At 59.4% G+C, this 13,738-nt stretch carries 12 protein-coding genes; 5 read left to right on the top strand and 7 right to left on the bottom strand.

What is annotated here, in order from left to right:
- Positions 1–8: 8 nt before the first annotated feature.
- Positions 9–629 (bottom strand): arylesterase, encoded by a 621-nt coding sequence (locus ACR0AG_RS15630; protein ID WP_480840539.1) that lies wholly within the window; start codon positions 627–629, stop codon positions 9–11.
- Between the two features lie 66 nt (positions 630–695).
- On the opposite strand from ACR0AG_RS15630, the gene ACR0AG_RS15625 reads away from it, so the two are divergent.
- Both ACR0AG_RS15625 and ACR0AG_RS15620 read left to right on the top strand, forming a co-directional pair.
- Positions 696–1,391, top strand: a complete 696-nt coding sequence (locus tag ACR0AG_RS15625; RefSeq protein WP_480840537.1) for an ABC transporter ATP-binding protein — start codon at positions 696–698, stop codon at positions 1,389–1,391.
- The gene (locus ACR0AG_RS15620) at positions 1,388–3,916 is read left to right on the top strand and encodes an ABC transporter permease (protein WP_480840535.1); all 2,529 of its coding nucleotides are present in this window, start codon (positions 1,388–1,390) and stop codon (positions 3,914–3,916) included. Before ACR0AG_RS15625 ends, ACR0AG_RS15620 begins: the two co-directional genes overlap by 4 nt.
- A gap of 8 nt (positions 3,917–3,924) precedes the next feature.
- Here ACR0AG_RS15620 and ACR0AG_RS15615 read toward each other — a convergent pair whose 3' ends face one another.
- Positions 3,925–4,371: an RrF2 family transcriptional regulator gene (locus tag ACR0AG_RS15615; RefSeq protein ID WP_480840533.1), complete on the bottom strand. Its 447-nt coding sequence runs from the start codon at positions 4,369–4,371 to the stop codon at positions 3,925–3,927.
- A gap of 95 nt (positions 4,372–4,466) precedes the next feature.
- Here ACR0AG_RS15615 and ACR0AG_RS15610 point away from each other — a divergent pair, with 95 nt between their 5' ends.
- Complete coding sequence (locus ACR0AG_RS15610; RefSeq protein WP_480840531.1) at positions 4,467–5,078, top strand: gamma-glutamylcyclotransferase family protein; 612 nt, start codon at positions 4,467–4,469, stop codon at positions 5,076–5,078.
- A 25-nt stretch (positions 5,079–5,103) separates the two neighbouring features.
- Here ACR0AG_RS15610 and gltX read toward each other — a convergent pair whose 3' ends face one another.
- On the bottom strand, positions 5,104–6,429 hold the full coding sequence (gltX, locus tag ACR0AG_RS15605) for a glutamate--tRNA ligase (protein WP_480840529.1): 1,326 nt from the start codon (positions 6,427–6,429) through the stop codon (positions 5,104–5,106).
- A 138-nt stretch (positions 6,430–6,567) separates the two neighbouring features.
- Between gltX and ACR0AG_RS15600 the strand changes: the two genes are divergently transcribed.
- Entirely contained in the window at positions 6,568–7,500 is a 933-nt protein-coding gene (locus ACR0AG_RS15600) for an MBL fold metallo-hydrolase (protein ID WP_480840526.1), read from the top strand.
- A 4-nt stretch (positions 7,501–7,504) separates the two neighbouring features.
- Here the strand turns inward: ACR0AG_RS15600 and ACR0AG_RS15595 are convergent, their stop codons facing one another.
- The 3 genes from ACR0AG_RS15595 to ACR0AG_RS15585 form a co-directional block, all read right to left on the bottom strand.
- Complete coding sequence (locus ACR0AG_RS15595; RefSeq protein ID WP_480840524.1) at positions 7,505–8,836, bottom strand: NAD(P)/FAD-dependent oxidoreductase; 1,332 nt, start codon at positions 8,834–8,836, stop codon at positions 7,505–7,507.
- A 159-nt stretch (positions 8,837–8,995) separates the two neighbouring features.
- Positions 8,996–9,259, bottom strand: coding sequence for a hypothetical protein (locus ACR0AG_RS15590; protein WP_480840522.1), 264 nt, complete (start codon positions 9,257–9,259; stop codon positions 8,996–8,998).
- A 296-nt stretch (positions 9,260–9,555) separates the two neighbouring features.
- Positions 9,556–11,214 carry an NAD+ synthase gene (locus ACR0AG_RS15585; RefSeq protein ID WP_480840520.1) on the bottom strand — a complete coding sequence of 553 codons (1,659 nt, stop codon included), beginning with the start codon at positions 11,212–11,214 and terminating at the stop codon, positions 9,556–9,558.
- A gap of 155 nt (positions 11,215–11,369) precedes the next feature.
- Between ACR0AG_RS15585 and ACR0AG_RS15580 the strand changes: the two genes are divergently transcribed.
- A complete protein-coding gene (locus ACR0AG_RS15580; protein ID WP_480840518.1) occupies positions 11,370–12,842 on the top strand; it encodes an MORN repeat-containing protein in 1,473 nt (490 codons plus the stop codon).
- Between the two features lie 6 nt (positions 12,843–12,848).
- On the opposite strand, the gene ACR0AG_RS15575 is transcribed toward ACR0AG_RS15580, so the two are convergent.
- The gene (locus ACR0AG_RS15575) at positions 12,849–13,514 is read right to left on the bottom strand and encodes an SDR family NAD(P)-dependent oxidoreductase (RefSeq protein ID WP_480840516.1); all 666 of its coding nucleotides are present in this window, start codon (positions 13,512–13,514) and stop codon (positions 12,849–12,851) included.
- Positions 13,515–13,738 lie beyond the last annotated feature (224 nt).

Here is a 13,738-nt window from a genome sequence, read left to right as displayed (position 1 = left end):
CGTGTCTCCTATTGCCCGGCGCGCTCGGCCAGTTGCAGGACCTGCGGGCCAAGGTTTTCGACAATTCGCGCGACCCCGGCGGCATTGGGATGAATGCCATCACCCTGCATATACTGACCCACCGCTGCAAGATCGCCCTCGCCAGAGAGACCCGCAAAAAAGCTCTCGGCGTAGAGCGCGCCGTGGCTTTGCGCCAGATCGGGATAGATCGCATCAAATCGTTGTTTATAGTCCGGGCCATAGTTCCCGGGGGCCTGCATCCCGACCAGCAGGACATCGATATGCGATGCATCGGCCGCGTTCATGATGGTTTCGAGGTTCGCGCGTGAGACATCGGGATCGATGCCTCGCAGAACATCATTGCCCCCCAGCGCGACGATCATCCCATCAACGTCCGGTGTCAGCGTCCAATCCACCCGGGCAGCCCCGCCCGCTGTGGTGTCGCCAGAAACGCCGGCATTGATCAGGCGTATGTCTGCGCCCTGATCCAGCAGCCAGCGCTGCAACTGGGGTACGAACCCATCCTGTTCCGGCAACCCATAGCCTTGGGTCAGGGAATCGCCCAGGGCGGCAATGACAACCGGTTCGGCTGTTGCCGCGAAACCCCAATTGACACATATCCCTAGCATCAATGCCTTGCGTAACGTTTGCACCGCGCCATATCCCAATTGATTGCTCCTCAGACGGACGAACCCATGACCTCACCGATCCTGACCCTTCAAAATGCCGCTTTGTCGCTGGAAGGCAATGCCGGACGGGTGGATATCCTGCACGATATAACGCTGACCGTCGACCGAGGAGAGACACTGGGCCTTGTCGGTCCGTCTGGATCAGGCAAATCCTCGCTGCTGATGCTGATGGGAGGGTTAGAGCAGGCCACCAGCGGCAACGTCACCGCACTAGGGCAGGATCTGAGCGGTATGGATGAAGACGGGCTGGCCCGGTTTCGGCGCGACCGCATGGGTGTCGTGTTCCAAAACTTCCATCTGATCCCTAGTATGACAGCGTTAGAGAACGTGGCTACCCCTCTGGAACTTGCCGGGCATTCGGATGCCTTTGCCCGCGCCGAAGCAGAGTTGGACGCGGTTGGCCTAGCGCATCGCCGCTCTCACTATCCAGCCCAGATGTCGGGGGGTGAGCAGCAACGCGTGGCGTTGGCGCGTGCGTCAGCCCCGCGCCCAGAGATTCTGCTGGCCGATGAGCCGACGGGAAACTTGGACGAATCCAATGGGGCCGCAATCATTGATCTGCTGTTCGGCCTGCGCGATCGGCACGGTGCAACGCTGGTTCTGGTGACACACAGCCACACGCTTGCGCAACGATGCGACCGCGTTGTCCGTCTGCGCGACGGGCGCATTTCAGAAGATGCACAAAGTGAGGCCGCAGAATGAGCCTGCGGCAAGCGGGCCGTCTTGCACGGCGGGAATTGCGCGGCGGGCTGCGGGGGTTCCGCATTTTTCTGGCCTGCCTTGCACTGGGTGTCGCGGCCATTGCCGCTGTTGGATCGGTACGACACGCGATCCAGGCCGGTTTGGAGCAGGAAGGGGCAGCCCTTTTGGGCGGAGATGCACAGCTGGAATTCACTTATCGCTTTGCCGATGACCGGGAACGCGCCTGGATGGCGGAAAACGCATTGGCCTTGTCCGAAGTGGTTGATTTTCGGTCGATGGCCGTGGCCGGACCACCAAAGGACGCGCAACGCGGGTTGACGCAGGTTAAAGCCGTCGATGCGGCGTATCCCTTGCTCGGCACTGTCGAGCTGGACCCAAAGCAGGATTTATCAACCGCCCTGGACGGCGCGGATGATCTTCCCGGGGCGGTCATGGACCAGACCTTGATTGACCGGCTTGGCATCGCACCGGGTGACAGATTCAGGCTTGGGACACAGGATTTTGTGCTGACCGCGGCACTGGTTTACGAACCGGACGGCGCAGCAGATGGGTTCAGTTTGGGGCCCCGAACGCTGGTTCGGACGCAGGACCTGCAGAATTCGGGTCTGCTGACACCGGGTACACTGTTTTCAACCAAATATCGCCTCAGCCTGCCGCAAGGCACCGATCTGGCCACCCTGTCCGAAACGGCCTCGCAGGACTTTGCCAATGCAGGGATGCGTTGGACCGACGCGCGAAACGGCGCGCCCGGTATCGCCGAGTTTGTTGCCCGCCTCAGCGCCTTTCTGGTCCTTGTCGGCCTGTCCGGTTTGGCGGTCGGCGGTATCGGAGTGTCTGCCGCAGTCCGCGCATATCTGTCACAAAAAACCGAAACCATCGCAACGTTGCGCACATTGGGCGCAGACCGGGCTACGATTTTCCAGACCTACATGATCCAGATCGCGGCGCTTTCGGGTATCGGCATCCTGATCGGCATCACTCTGGGCGGCGTGCTTCCGGTGCTGCTTGCGCCTGCGATAAAGGGCGCGCTACCGGTTCCGGCGGTTTTCGCCATCTATGCCAGCCCGTTGGCTGAGGCGGCGATTTATGGCCTGCTTACCGCGTTTCTCTTTACGCTCTGGCCGCTGGCGCGCACCGAAAATGTCCGTGCGGCAACACTGTTCCGCGACGCGCTGTCGTCAGCCAAAGCGCTGCCGCGCGCCGCATTCCTGATCGCGACAGCCATCGGCCTTGCCGCTCTGATCGGCATTGCCGCATGGTTCAGCGGATCAATTCGCCTGACACTCTGGACCAGTGCGGGGTTGGCCGGGGCGCTCGTCCTTCTGGTCTTTGCCGCCTTGGCAATCCGGTGGCTGGCCCGCCGAACCACTCCGCTAATGCGCGGTAGACCCGCCTTTCGCTGGGCGCTTTCTGCAATCTCGGACCCACGCGAGGGCGCGTCCTCGGTGGTTTTGTCCCTTGGATTGGGCCTTTCGGTTCTGGCCGCTGTTGGCCAGATCGACGGCACGCTGCGCAACGCGATCTCGGGCAATTTGCCGGACGTGGCCCCCTCCTTCTTCTTTGTCGACATCCAAAAAGACCAGATGCCCGGCTTTTCCGAACGGCTTGAGTCGGACACCGCGGTCAGTCGCATCGAAAGCGCCCCGATGCTGCGGGGGATCATCACGCAGATCAATGGACAGCCTGCCCGAGAAGTCGCGGGCGATCATTGGGTGCTGGATGGGGATCGCGGCATCACCTATTCCGCAACCCCGCCCGCCAATACGCGCGTCACCGCCGGTAGCTGGTGGCCCGACAATTATGACGGCACTCCACAGGTCAGCTTTGCCGCTGAAGAAGCGCAGGAAATGGGACTGAAACTGGGTGATGAGCTGACGGTCAATATCCTTGGCCGGGATATAACGGCCCGGATAACATCCCTGCGTGAGGTGGATTTTTCGAACGCCGGAATTGGTTTTATCATGTCGATGAACCCTGCGGCCCTGGCTGGCGCGCCGCACAGCTTCATCGCCACCGTCTATGCCGAAGAAGCCGCCGAATCCGCGATCCTAGGCGATCTGTCCAATCAGTTTCCCAACATCACCGCGATCCGGGTCCGCGACGCCATCGACCGGGTATCCGGCTTGCTAGCAGGGATTGCTGCCGCCACCTCTTACGGGGCGGGCATTTCGCTGTTGACCGGATTTCTGGTCCTGATCGGAGCTGCCGCAGCAGGCGAACCCGCGCGAAGGTACGAAGCCGCGGTCCTGAAAACCCTGGGCGCAGGCAAAAACACCATCCTGTTCAGCTTTGCATTGCGGGCCGTCTTTTTGGGCGCGGCAGCTGGATGTGTCGCCCTTATGACCGGTATCCTCGGCGGTTGGGCGGTGGCCACCTACATTTTCGAGACGGATTTTTCGGTGATCTGGCGTTCGGCCATCGGAATCATTTCCGCCGGAATACTGGTGACGCTGGGCGCAGGCCTCGCCTTTGCTTTGCGGCCCCTATCCGTGCGGCCCGCCCGCATATTGCGCGCCTCAGATTAGCGCCCGAGCTACCGTGCGCACACCACAGGTTGCAGGATTTTCAACAACGGCCCGTTGTCACACACCAGCGCATCCAATGTGATGTCATCCAGCGAGGCATAAAACACCTCGGCCGCATCCTGCAGCGCCACGCGCAGGCGGCATGCTTCGGTCAATGGGCAGGTATTGTCCGCATCGGCAAAGCATTCGACGATCGGCAATGGCCCTTCCACGTCGCGAAACACCGCGCCGATCCGGATCTGTTCCGCCGGGCGTGACAACGTCATCCCCCCATTCCTGCCGCGTTGGGTGCTGAGATAGTCCAATTGGCTGAGCTGGTTGATGACCTGCGCCAGATGGTTTTCCGAGATATTGCACACATCGGCAATCTCGGTCTTGGTGACCAATCGATCCTTATGCGCAGCACAATACATCAGCAAACGCACCGCAATGTTTGTCCTTTTGGTAATTCGCATGAGGTCCTCCCGGATTTCACGATGCTGCGTTATTGCATGTTCGGCAAAAAACCGGTTTGACATACATCAATCATCGCAAAAGGACCCTTATCGCCATGGCTGACCCTTATTTCTTTGGCTACGGCAGCCTTGTGAACCTTGCCACCCACGACTTTCCCAATCCGCAAAAGGCCGTTCTAAAGGGTTGGCGGCGCGCGTGGCGGCATACGGATCTGCGCCCAGTTGCCTTCCTGACAGCTGTGCCTGACCCGGCCTCCGAGATTGAAGGCATGATTGCCCATGTCCCGAACGATGACTGGGGCGCATTGGACGAAAGGGAATGGGCCTATGACCGGGTGCCCACCACGCAATCAGTATCCCACCCGCTGACCCACGCGGTTGAGATCGCCGTCTACGCGGTTCCGCATGACCGACACACCGCGCCGGACAATCATCATCCACTGCTTCTCAGCTATATCGACGTGGTCGTGCAGGGATATTTGCGGGCCTTCGGGCAAGACGGGGTGGATCGGTTTTTTGCCACAACCGATGGCTGGGATGCTCCGATCCTGAACGATCGGGCGGCGCCCAGATATCCACGGAACCAGCCCCTCAAACCCGCCGAAACCGCGCTGGTGGATGACAGGTTACAGCGTGTCTCGGCGCGCGTTCTGCAACCCGGAGAGCCCAGACAGGCCGGTGAACTGCCGGCGTCGTTCGTGTTCTAAAGATTGTTGCTGCAGGCGCCGCGGGTCAGCCCCGCGCGCGGATCACCTGCAGCAATGGCAGCAGGGTCGCCATTTCCGGCCCGCGCTCCTTCCCGGTCAGCGCCTTGCGCAGCGGCATGAACAGCCCTTTGCCCTTGCGGCCCGTGGCTTGTTTCACCGCTGTGGTCCAGGCCCCCCAGGTTTCGCCATCAAACGGACCTTCGGGCAGCAAATCCATGGCCTGAGCGATGAAGTCACGATCTTCGTCGGCGATCAGCGGCTCGGCCCCGTCGCGGCACAGCTCCCACCAGCCTTTGAGATCGGTCAGAGTGGTGATGTTTTCACGGGCCATGGCCCAGAAGGGCTCGGCCAGTTCGGCAGGAACACCTGCCTCGGTGACCGCATCACCCACCTCTGCCAAAGACAGCGTTTGCAGGTGTTTCGCGGTCAGCGGGAACAAGTCCTGTACATCGAACTTGGTGGGCGCAGCGCCGAACCGATTGATGTCAAACCCATCGATCAGTTGCGCCATGTCCGAGCGCAGTTCGACCGGATCGGACGAGCCCAAACGTGCCATCAGGCTCAGCAGTGCCATCGGCTGCACGCCCTGTTCACGCAGGTCGCGCAGGGCCAGCGTGCCAAGTCGCTTCGACAGCGCCTCACCCTGTGGGCCGGTCAGCAGCGAATGGTGGGCAAAACGCGGACATGTCCCGCCCAGCGCCTCGATGATCTGGATCTGCGTAGCGGTGTTGGTCACATGGTCCGACCCGCGGACCACATCGGTCACGCCCATCTCGGTATCATCCACAACAGACGCGATTGTATAAAGAACCTGACCATCGCCCCGGATCAGAACCGGGTCCGAGACCGAGGCCGCATCGATCGAGATATCGCCCAGAATCCCGTCATTCCACTCGATCCGCTCATGGTCCAGTTTGAACCGCCAAACGCCGTTGCCGCGTTCGGCACGCAGCGCCTCTTTTTCCGCATCCGAAAGGGCCAGCGCAGCGCGGTCATAGACCGGAGGCTTGCCCATGTTCAGCTGTTTCTTGCGTTTCAAATCCAGTTCAGTCGGCGTTTCAAACGCCTCATAAAACCGACCCATCTCGCGCAGCTTGTCAGCGGCCTCGGCATAACGGTCCAGACGGTCCGATTGACGTTCAACCTTGTCCCAGTGCAGGCCCAACCACTCAAGATCCTGTTTGATCGCGTCGACATATTCTTCTTTCGACCGCTCGGGATCGGTGTCGTCGATACGCAGGATGAACGTGCCGCCAGCCTTGCGGGCGATCAGATAATTCATCAAGGCGGTACGCAGGTTGCCCACATGGATGTAACCGGTGGGCGACGGGGCGAAACGGGTCGTAGTCATGGGTGTCTCCTGTTGGCTGTCTGGTGTCACACCAAGCGGGTTTTGTCCAGCCGCAGCCCTGGTTACGGTAACGTGAAGTGGCAAGTTCCAATCTGCGACCTATCTTTGGGGGGCTGGCACTTTCAGGGAGACCCCAAAATGACACTCAAGATGACCCGCCGAGCCGCATTGGGCGCGGCTGCCGCTATTCCGTTTGCCTCAGTCGCTGCGCCTGCGTTTGCGGCAACACCCGAAACCAAGGCCAATTCGACCGTCGCGCGTTCCTTCAAGCTGGGCGACTTCACGGTAACCACATTGTTGGATGGCTCTGTTCCGCGCGAAGACCCCAAGGCGCTGTTTGCGCAAGAAGCCTCGGACGAAGAGTTCGCCAAGCTTTCAGCCGAGAATTTCGTACCAACCGACATGGCGCAGTTTTTCTTTACACCTTCGCTTGTAAATACCGGTTCCGAGCTGGTTCTGTTCGATACCGGTCTGGGTCAAGGCGGCATTCAGGCAGCACTTGCGGATGCTGGCGTGACGCCTGACCAGATTGATGTGGTTGTCATCACGCATATGCATCCCGATCACATCGGCGGGATGACAACAAATGACGCGCCAACCTTCCCGAACGCGCGCTATGTGACCGCCGCCTCAGAATATGACTTCTGGTCCGGTCAGGACGCCGGTAACCGGGTTGGCGACCTGGTGGCTGCCAAGGTCACGCCGCTGGCTGGAAAGATGACCTTCATCGACGACGGGGGCGAAGTGTCCTCGGGCATCACCGCCGTTTCTGCGAATGGTCATACGCCGGGTCATACGGTCTATCACCTGGAAAGCAACGGTCAGAGACTGATCCTGACCGCTGATCTGGCAAACCACTATGTCTGGTCCTTTGCCCGCCCGGATTGGGGCTTCAGCTTTGACATGGACAAAGAGGCGGCCGCCGCTTCGCGTCGCAAAGTGCTGGGAATGCTGGCTGCGGACAAAGTTCCGATGGTCGGCTATCATATGCCTTTCCCCGGTGCGGGCTTTGTTGAAACCCGTGGTGACGGCTTCCGGTTTGTCCCGGTCAGTTACCAGATGATGGGCTAAGCCCCTAGTATCCCGGGTCCGGCCGCACCACAGAGCCATCCGTAAAGCGGGACAGGCGAAAGGCGGCCGGATCTACGCAAGGTGTTGACCCTGCCACAAGATCAGCAACCAACCGACCGGCCCCCGGCCCTATTCCAAAGCCGTGGCCGGAAAACCCGGTTGCAATGAAAAACCCGTCAGCCCCATCGACGCCTGAGATAACGGGGATCGCATCCGGCGTAACATCGATCATGCCCCCCCAGCTTTCCACAATCTCGGTTTTTTGCAGCGCGGGGAACACGCGTTTCGCGTTTGACCAGGCCTTTCTCAGAACTTTTTGCGAGGGCTCGGGATCCAGCACCCGGCAATGTTCGAACGGGGTAACGTCCGTTGGCAACCAACGACGATCCTGCCCGGCCTCAATTGCCCATCGGTGCGATACCCGAAAGCGCAGCGACCGCCATTCCTGTTTCAGTGCGGGCAAGAACTGACGCCCAAGCCGGAAACTGTCAGGTACAATATCCACGACGTTTTCATGGCCTGCCGCGACCGTGTAGCCACCATCTGACCGTTTTCGGACCGCAAACCTATCCGACCACAGCGCGGGTTGGGGGCCGTCTTCGGCAGGCGATGTCCGCAGGACCGAATTCAGAACCTTGAGTTGAGGCAACTCGATCCCTGCATTTCCGGCAAAAAGACGCGACCACGCCCCCCCGGCCAGAACCACTTGGCCGCAGGTGACCCGGCCACGCTCGGTCACCACTCCGACAACGCGACCCTCTTGCATATCCACAGTGCGCACAGCGCAGTTGGTCATCACGACCGCGCCGCGGTCTCGCGCGGCCTCCGCTATCGCCGGCGCGGCCCATTGTGGCTCTGCCCGGCCGTCCTGTGGTGTATAAAGTGCGCCAACAAAATCGATCTGATTGTCGGGAAAAAGGTCTGCGGTTTCCGGACCTGTCAGAATGCGCGCACCCGTTTGCAGACCTTCAAGATGGCGAATCCAGTGCTTGTATTCGTCCAGCGCCTTGTCCGAGCTGGCACCAAAGACAATACCGGACTGGGTGTAACCTGTCTTGCGCCCCAACCGCTGATCCAGGTCTTGCCAGATGCGAATTGCCTCATGCATCAACGGCACCTCGCGCGGGTCCCGCATGCCCAGACGGACCCAGCCCCAGTTACGCGAACTCTGCTCGCCTGCGATTCGACCTTTTTCGCACAGCAACACCGACAAGCCGCGCTCGGACAGTTCAAGCGCGGTTGATGTTCCAATGATTCCGCCGCCGATAACGACCGCGTCGACAGTTTTGGGAAGGTTCAGATCGGATTCTACAGGGATAGGCTTTGGACCGGGCATAATCCGCTCGTTACTGACACATTGGATCAGTATCGAGCCAAAGCCCAAAGGGCTTGGCAACAGCGGAATACCCCAATTTCAAGAAAATGCAGGACATGTGGCGGATCAGCCAATGTCATGAGTTGACGCCCGGCTGGCGTCAACCATTTCTATCATACGTTAGGCAGCGCCGGACAACAGCGGCCATCTGGTGCGCGAGGATTCATTCGCTCTCGAGTCTTTCTCGATCGCAATAGTTTCCTGCGACTTCAGATCCGGAAATTCGGAACGTTTGACAACAACTTTCTTGTCAGCATGTTCATCCGAACTCAGCAAGTCTGCGATCGTTGCGTCCAGCGCAACTTCGTCCAAATCCTGCGCCGGAGACTCCATCGTCTTGTACTGAGGAGGCGAGTGGAGCGGCTTATCATATCCATCTATCATTTTTGACCACCAAAACATTTACAGCACCCAAACAAACGAGCGCTTTTTACCCAGATCCGCGTCCCGTGCGTTTCGCCCTTTGCAAGAACAGAAACCGGTCGGCGCCACGTTTGCCCGAACTGAGACAAACCCCGTAGTCAAATATGGCAAAATGGTGTCACAATTGCAAGGTCATTATGACCAAATTCCCGCCAAATGGCTGATTTTCGACGACAATAGGGACCTCGAACAGTGACTGTTCGTCTACCGCGAACTATTAGCCCCAGTTCAGCGTCAAATAAGGCACGCAGCGACCCTCAGGTCTTGTCGCGCCATCGATTCACAATCGGATAGCGACGATCCAGCCAAAAGGCGCGTGGCGTCAGACGCGCACCGGGCGCAGACTGAAACCGTTTGTATTCGCTGATATAAATCAGATGCTCGACCCGGCGCGCGGTGGCCTCATCGAACCCTGCGGCGACGCAATCGGCAATCGACCCTTCCTGATCGACCAGAATATCCAGAATGGCATCCAGAATCGGATAGTCGGGCAGACTGTCATTGTCCTGCTGGTTCTCGCGCAGCTCGGCACTGGGTGGTTTGTCGATGACCGATGGGCGGATGACCTCACCCGCGGGGCCCATCATCCACGCACGGTGATTAGCATTGCGCCAACGGCAGGTTTCGAACACGCGGGTCTTATACAGATCCTTGATCGGGTTATAGCCGCCGTTCATGTCGCCGTAGATCGTTGCATAGCCAACCGCGACCTCGGATTTGTTACCGGTGGTCAGCAGCATCTCACCAAACTTGTTGGACAGCGCCATCAGCAGCAGCCCGCGCAGACGGGACTGGATGTTTTCCTCGGTCAGATCCTCGTCATGACCGGCGAATAAAGGCGCAAGCGTTTCCGTCACCGCCGCACGGCTTTGCGAGATCGGCACATAGTCATAGCGCACGCCCAAAGCCTTGGCCACGGCCTCGGCATCGTCCAGCGAGGCCTGGCTTGTGTACTCTGATGGCAGCATCACGCAACGGACATTTTCCGCCCCGATCGCGTCCACGGCAATCGTGGCCACCAACGCGGAATCGACCCCCCCGGACAAGCCAAGGACTGCCTTCTTGAACCTGGTCTTGCCCATATAGTCGCGCAGCGATTGAACCATCGCGCGATAGTCCTGCTCCCATTCATCCGGCAGCGCTGAGATCTCGGCCGGGGAAATGCGCCAGCCATCATCCGTGCGCGTCAGATCGATGTTGGTGATCGCTTCATCAAAGACGGGCATCCGAAACGCCAGCTCACCACCCGGATTCAGGCCAAAGGTTGCCCCGTCAAACACCTGATCATCCTGTCCGCCCACCATGTTCAGATAGATGACCGGCAGACCGGTCTCGACCACGCGCGCGACCATGTGGTTCAGACGGACATCGAATTTGTTTCGGAAATACGGCGATCCGTTCGGGATCAGCAGGAATTCCGCCCCCGTTTCTTCAAGCGTTTCCGCCACATCCTCGTGCCAGCCATCCTCGCAGATCGGGCTGCCGATTCGGATATTGCCAACCGCGTATGGCCCGCCCATCGGACCCGCATCAAAAAGGCGCACCTCGTCAAAGACCGTTTCGTTCGGCAAATGGTGTTTCAGCACCGTGCTGACGATGTTGCCGCCTTTGAGAATGAAATAGGCGTTGTACAGCTTGCCGTCTTCGACCCACGGCCCGCCAATTGCCATCGCGGGTCCTTCGGCGCAATCCCGGGCCAAGGCCTGCACTGCTGCCATCGCGGCCTGATTGAACACAGGCCTCATGATCAGATCCTGCGTGTTGTACCCGGTGATGAACATCTCGGTGAAGGCCACCAGATCCGCCGAGTCCGCGCGCGCGATTTGCCAGGCCGCACGTGCCTTGGCCGCATTTCCGTCGATATCCCCAACGGTCGGGTTCAATTGCGCCAGCGTGATGCGGAACCGGTCGGCCATCTTTGCCCTCATGTCCAGTGCAGGTTTTACACGGATTTAGCAGATCACAAGCTGAGTGAAAGGCAAATGCGGCAAAACTCGTTGCTCTGCCAATCATGCTGGCCTAGTTTCACGCAAACACGCACATTCCCGAGGCCCAGGCAGGCAGGTACATCATGAATTTGATCCGCAACTCAATTGCCGCTTTTGTTGTTGCAGCGACAGCCCAAAGCGCCGACGCCCAACAGGATGGCCAGATCGTCACCGCAGATGACGAAGTTGGCGGCGTTTATGAAGGGACCTTTGAAAACGGCCTGCGCCACGGGACCGGCACCTATCGGCTGCCCGATGGGTTTGAATATACCGGCGAATGGGTCGAAGGCGAAATTCAGGGCCAAGGCACGGCGCGATACGCCAATGGATCGATCTATGAGGGCGCTTTTGTCAAAGGCCAGCCCGAAGGCACCGGAAAGATCACCTTCAACGATGGCGGCACCTATGAAGGGGATTGGGCAGGCGGATTGATCAGCGGGGCGGGCATCGCAAACTACGCCAATGGAATGCGCTATGAGGGTGCGTTCAAAGCCGGTAAACACCACGGCAAGGGCGTGATTACCACGCCCGAGGGGTATTCGTATGACGGCGATTGGGTCGATGGTGTCAAGGAAGGCCTGGGCAACATCAGCTATTCCGACGGCACCAAATATCAGGGCGATGTCAAAGGCGGAAAACGCAATGGCAAAGGCACGCTGACCCAGCCGGACGGGATGGTCTATGACGGCGATTGGGTCGACGACCGCATCACCGGCAAGGGGCGTCTGACTTATGCCAATGGTGACGTCTACGAAGGTGATCTGACCGAAGGTCGGCGCCAGGGCAAAGGCAAGGCCACCTATGCCAATGGCAGCTCGTATGAGGGCGATTACGACGACGATTTGCGCCATGGTCAGGGGACGTTCAAAGGCACAGACGGATTTCTTTATACCGGTGAGTGGACAAAGGGTCAGATCGAGGGATTGGGAGAAGTCAGCTATCCCGACGGATCGGTCTATACCGGCGACTTCAAGGCCGATCTGGCCGATGGCAAAGGCCGCATCGTTTATCCCGATGGGTCCAGCTATGACGGTGACTGGGTGGCAGGTGTGATCGACGGCACCGGGACCGCCAGCTTCACAAACGGGACGGTTTACAAAGGCCAGTTCAAGAACGCGCGCAACCACGGCAAAGGTGTTCTGACCTTTGCCGACGGGTCCAGCTATGATGGCGACTGGATCGATGGTGTCCGTCAAGGCCAGGGAACCGCCACCTATGAGGACGGCACCGTTTACACCGGCGCCTTCGATCAAGGGCAGCGTCACGGTGACGGCGAGATCAAAATGTCGAACGGGTTCAGCTATTCCGGGCAGTGGACCAACGGCAAGATCACCGGGGCCGGTATCGCGACCTATCCCAACGGAGATGTTTACGAGGGCAATTTCGTGGACGCCAAGCGACAGGGCAGCGGCACCATGAAATATGCCAATGGCGACGTGGAAACCGGTGTTTGGGAAAACGGCGCGTTGAGATCAGAATCAGCTGCGCCTGCCGAGGGCTCTGCCGAAGACGGGTCTCAGTCTGAAGAACCGGCCGCACCGGCAAGCGACGGCTAAAGCCATCTACCAGGGGATCGTTTTCCCGGCCCAGTCAAAAAACCCTCCGGTTTCTTCCGGCGTCAGGCTGTCTGCGACAGCCAAAAGGTTCGCTGCGGCCTGATCCGCTTCGACGGTCGGGTGGCGGCCTACGTATTTCTCGGTGAAAGCCGTTTTCACCGTCCCAGGATGCAAAGACACGCAGATAGCCTGCGGATGCGTTCGCGCCAGTTCGATCGCTGTTGTATGCACAATCTGGTTCACCGCGGCCTTGGCGGCGCGGTAACTGATCCAGCCACCCAATCGATTGTCCCCAATCGATCCAACCCGTGCGGACAGCACTCCTATGACAGCGCGCCTATCGCGCGGCAGCAGGCGCGCGGCATGTTTTAAAACCAGCGCCGGGCCAATAGCGTTCAGGGCAAACTGATCCATCATCGCCTGCGCCGTGATCGCGCGCACGGTCTTTTCGGGGGCCGCCCCATCAATTTCCAGCGCACCCGACGCTACAAGGATCAGATCAAAAGGCCCGCGCAACTGCGCCAGCCTTTCCTCGGCGGCGTCCGGGTTGGTCAGGTCCAACCCGTCGATGGACCTCGACAGACCTGTGATGTGGACATTGCGTGAGCCAAGCTGCGCGCTCAGGGCCGAGCCGATACCGCCACTTGCGCCAATAACCAATGCGTTTTCCATGCCATCGAACCTAGGAGAACCCGGAGTCAGATCAACAAATTCCCTGCCATTTCCTGTTCGGAGTAACGCAGCTTGAAAATTCGCACTTTTCATTCTCAATCCGACCTGTATAACCTCAACCCCATGATCAACCGCGCAGATATCCCTTTTGCCGACACCGCCCTTTGCGGTGCGTTGCTGCGTGGCCTACTGATCCTAATCCGCCTCTGAGCGTGCCATCCGGC

Source organism: Ruegeria sp. H6 (assembly GCF_056532975.1).
This window is presented reverse-complemented; position numbering and strand designations above follow the sequence as displayed.

Coding starts and splice junctions, on each gene's coding strand:
- ACR0AG_RS15630 (WP_480840539.1), bottom strand. CDS start 629: ATGCTAGGGATATGTGTCAATTGGGGTTTCGCGGCAACAGCCGAACCG.
- ACR0AG_RS15625 (WP_480840537.1), top strand. CDS start 696: ATGACCTCACCGATCCTGACCCTTCAAAATGCCGCTTTGTCGCTGGAA.
- ACR0AG_RS15620 (WP_480840535.1), top strand. CDS start 1,388: ATGAGCCTGCGGCAAGCGGGCCGTCTTGCACGGCGGGAATTGCGCGGC.
- ACR0AG_RS15615 (WP_480840533.1), bottom strand. CDS start 4,371: ATGCGAATTACCAAAAGGACAAACATTGCGGTGCGTTTGCTGATGTAT.
- ACR0AG_RS15610 (WP_480840531.1), top strand. CDS start 4,467: ATGGCTGACCCTTATTTCTTTGGCTACGGCAGCCTTGTGAACCTTGCC.
- gltX (WP_480840529.1), bottom strand. CDS start 6,429: ATGACTACGACCCGTTTCGCCCCGTCGCCCACCGGTTACATCCATGTG.
- ACR0AG_RS15600 (WP_480840526.1), top strand. CDS start 6,568: ATGACACTCAAGATGACCCGCCGAGCCGCATTGGGCGCGGCTGCCGCT.
- ACR0AG_RS15595 (WP_480840524.1), bottom strand. CDS start 8,836: ATGCCCGGTCCAAAGCCTATCCCTGTAGAATCCGATCTGAACCTTCCC.
- ACR0AG_RS15590 (WP_480840522.1), bottom strand. CDS start 9,259: ATGATAGATGGATATGATAAGCCGCTCCACTCGCCTCCTCAGTACAAG.
- ACR0AG_RS15585 (WP_480840520.1), bottom strand. CDS start 11,214: ATGGCCGACCGGTTCCGCATCACGCTGGCGCAATTGAACCCGACCGTT.
- ACR0AG_RS15580 (WP_480840518.1), top strand. CDS start 11,370: ATGAATTTGATCCGCAACTCAATTGCCGCTTTTGTTGTTGCAGCGACA.
- ACR0AG_RS15575 (WP_480840516.1), bottom strand. CDS start 13,514: ATGGAAAACGCATTGGTTATTGGCGCAAGTGGCGGTATCGGCTCGGCC.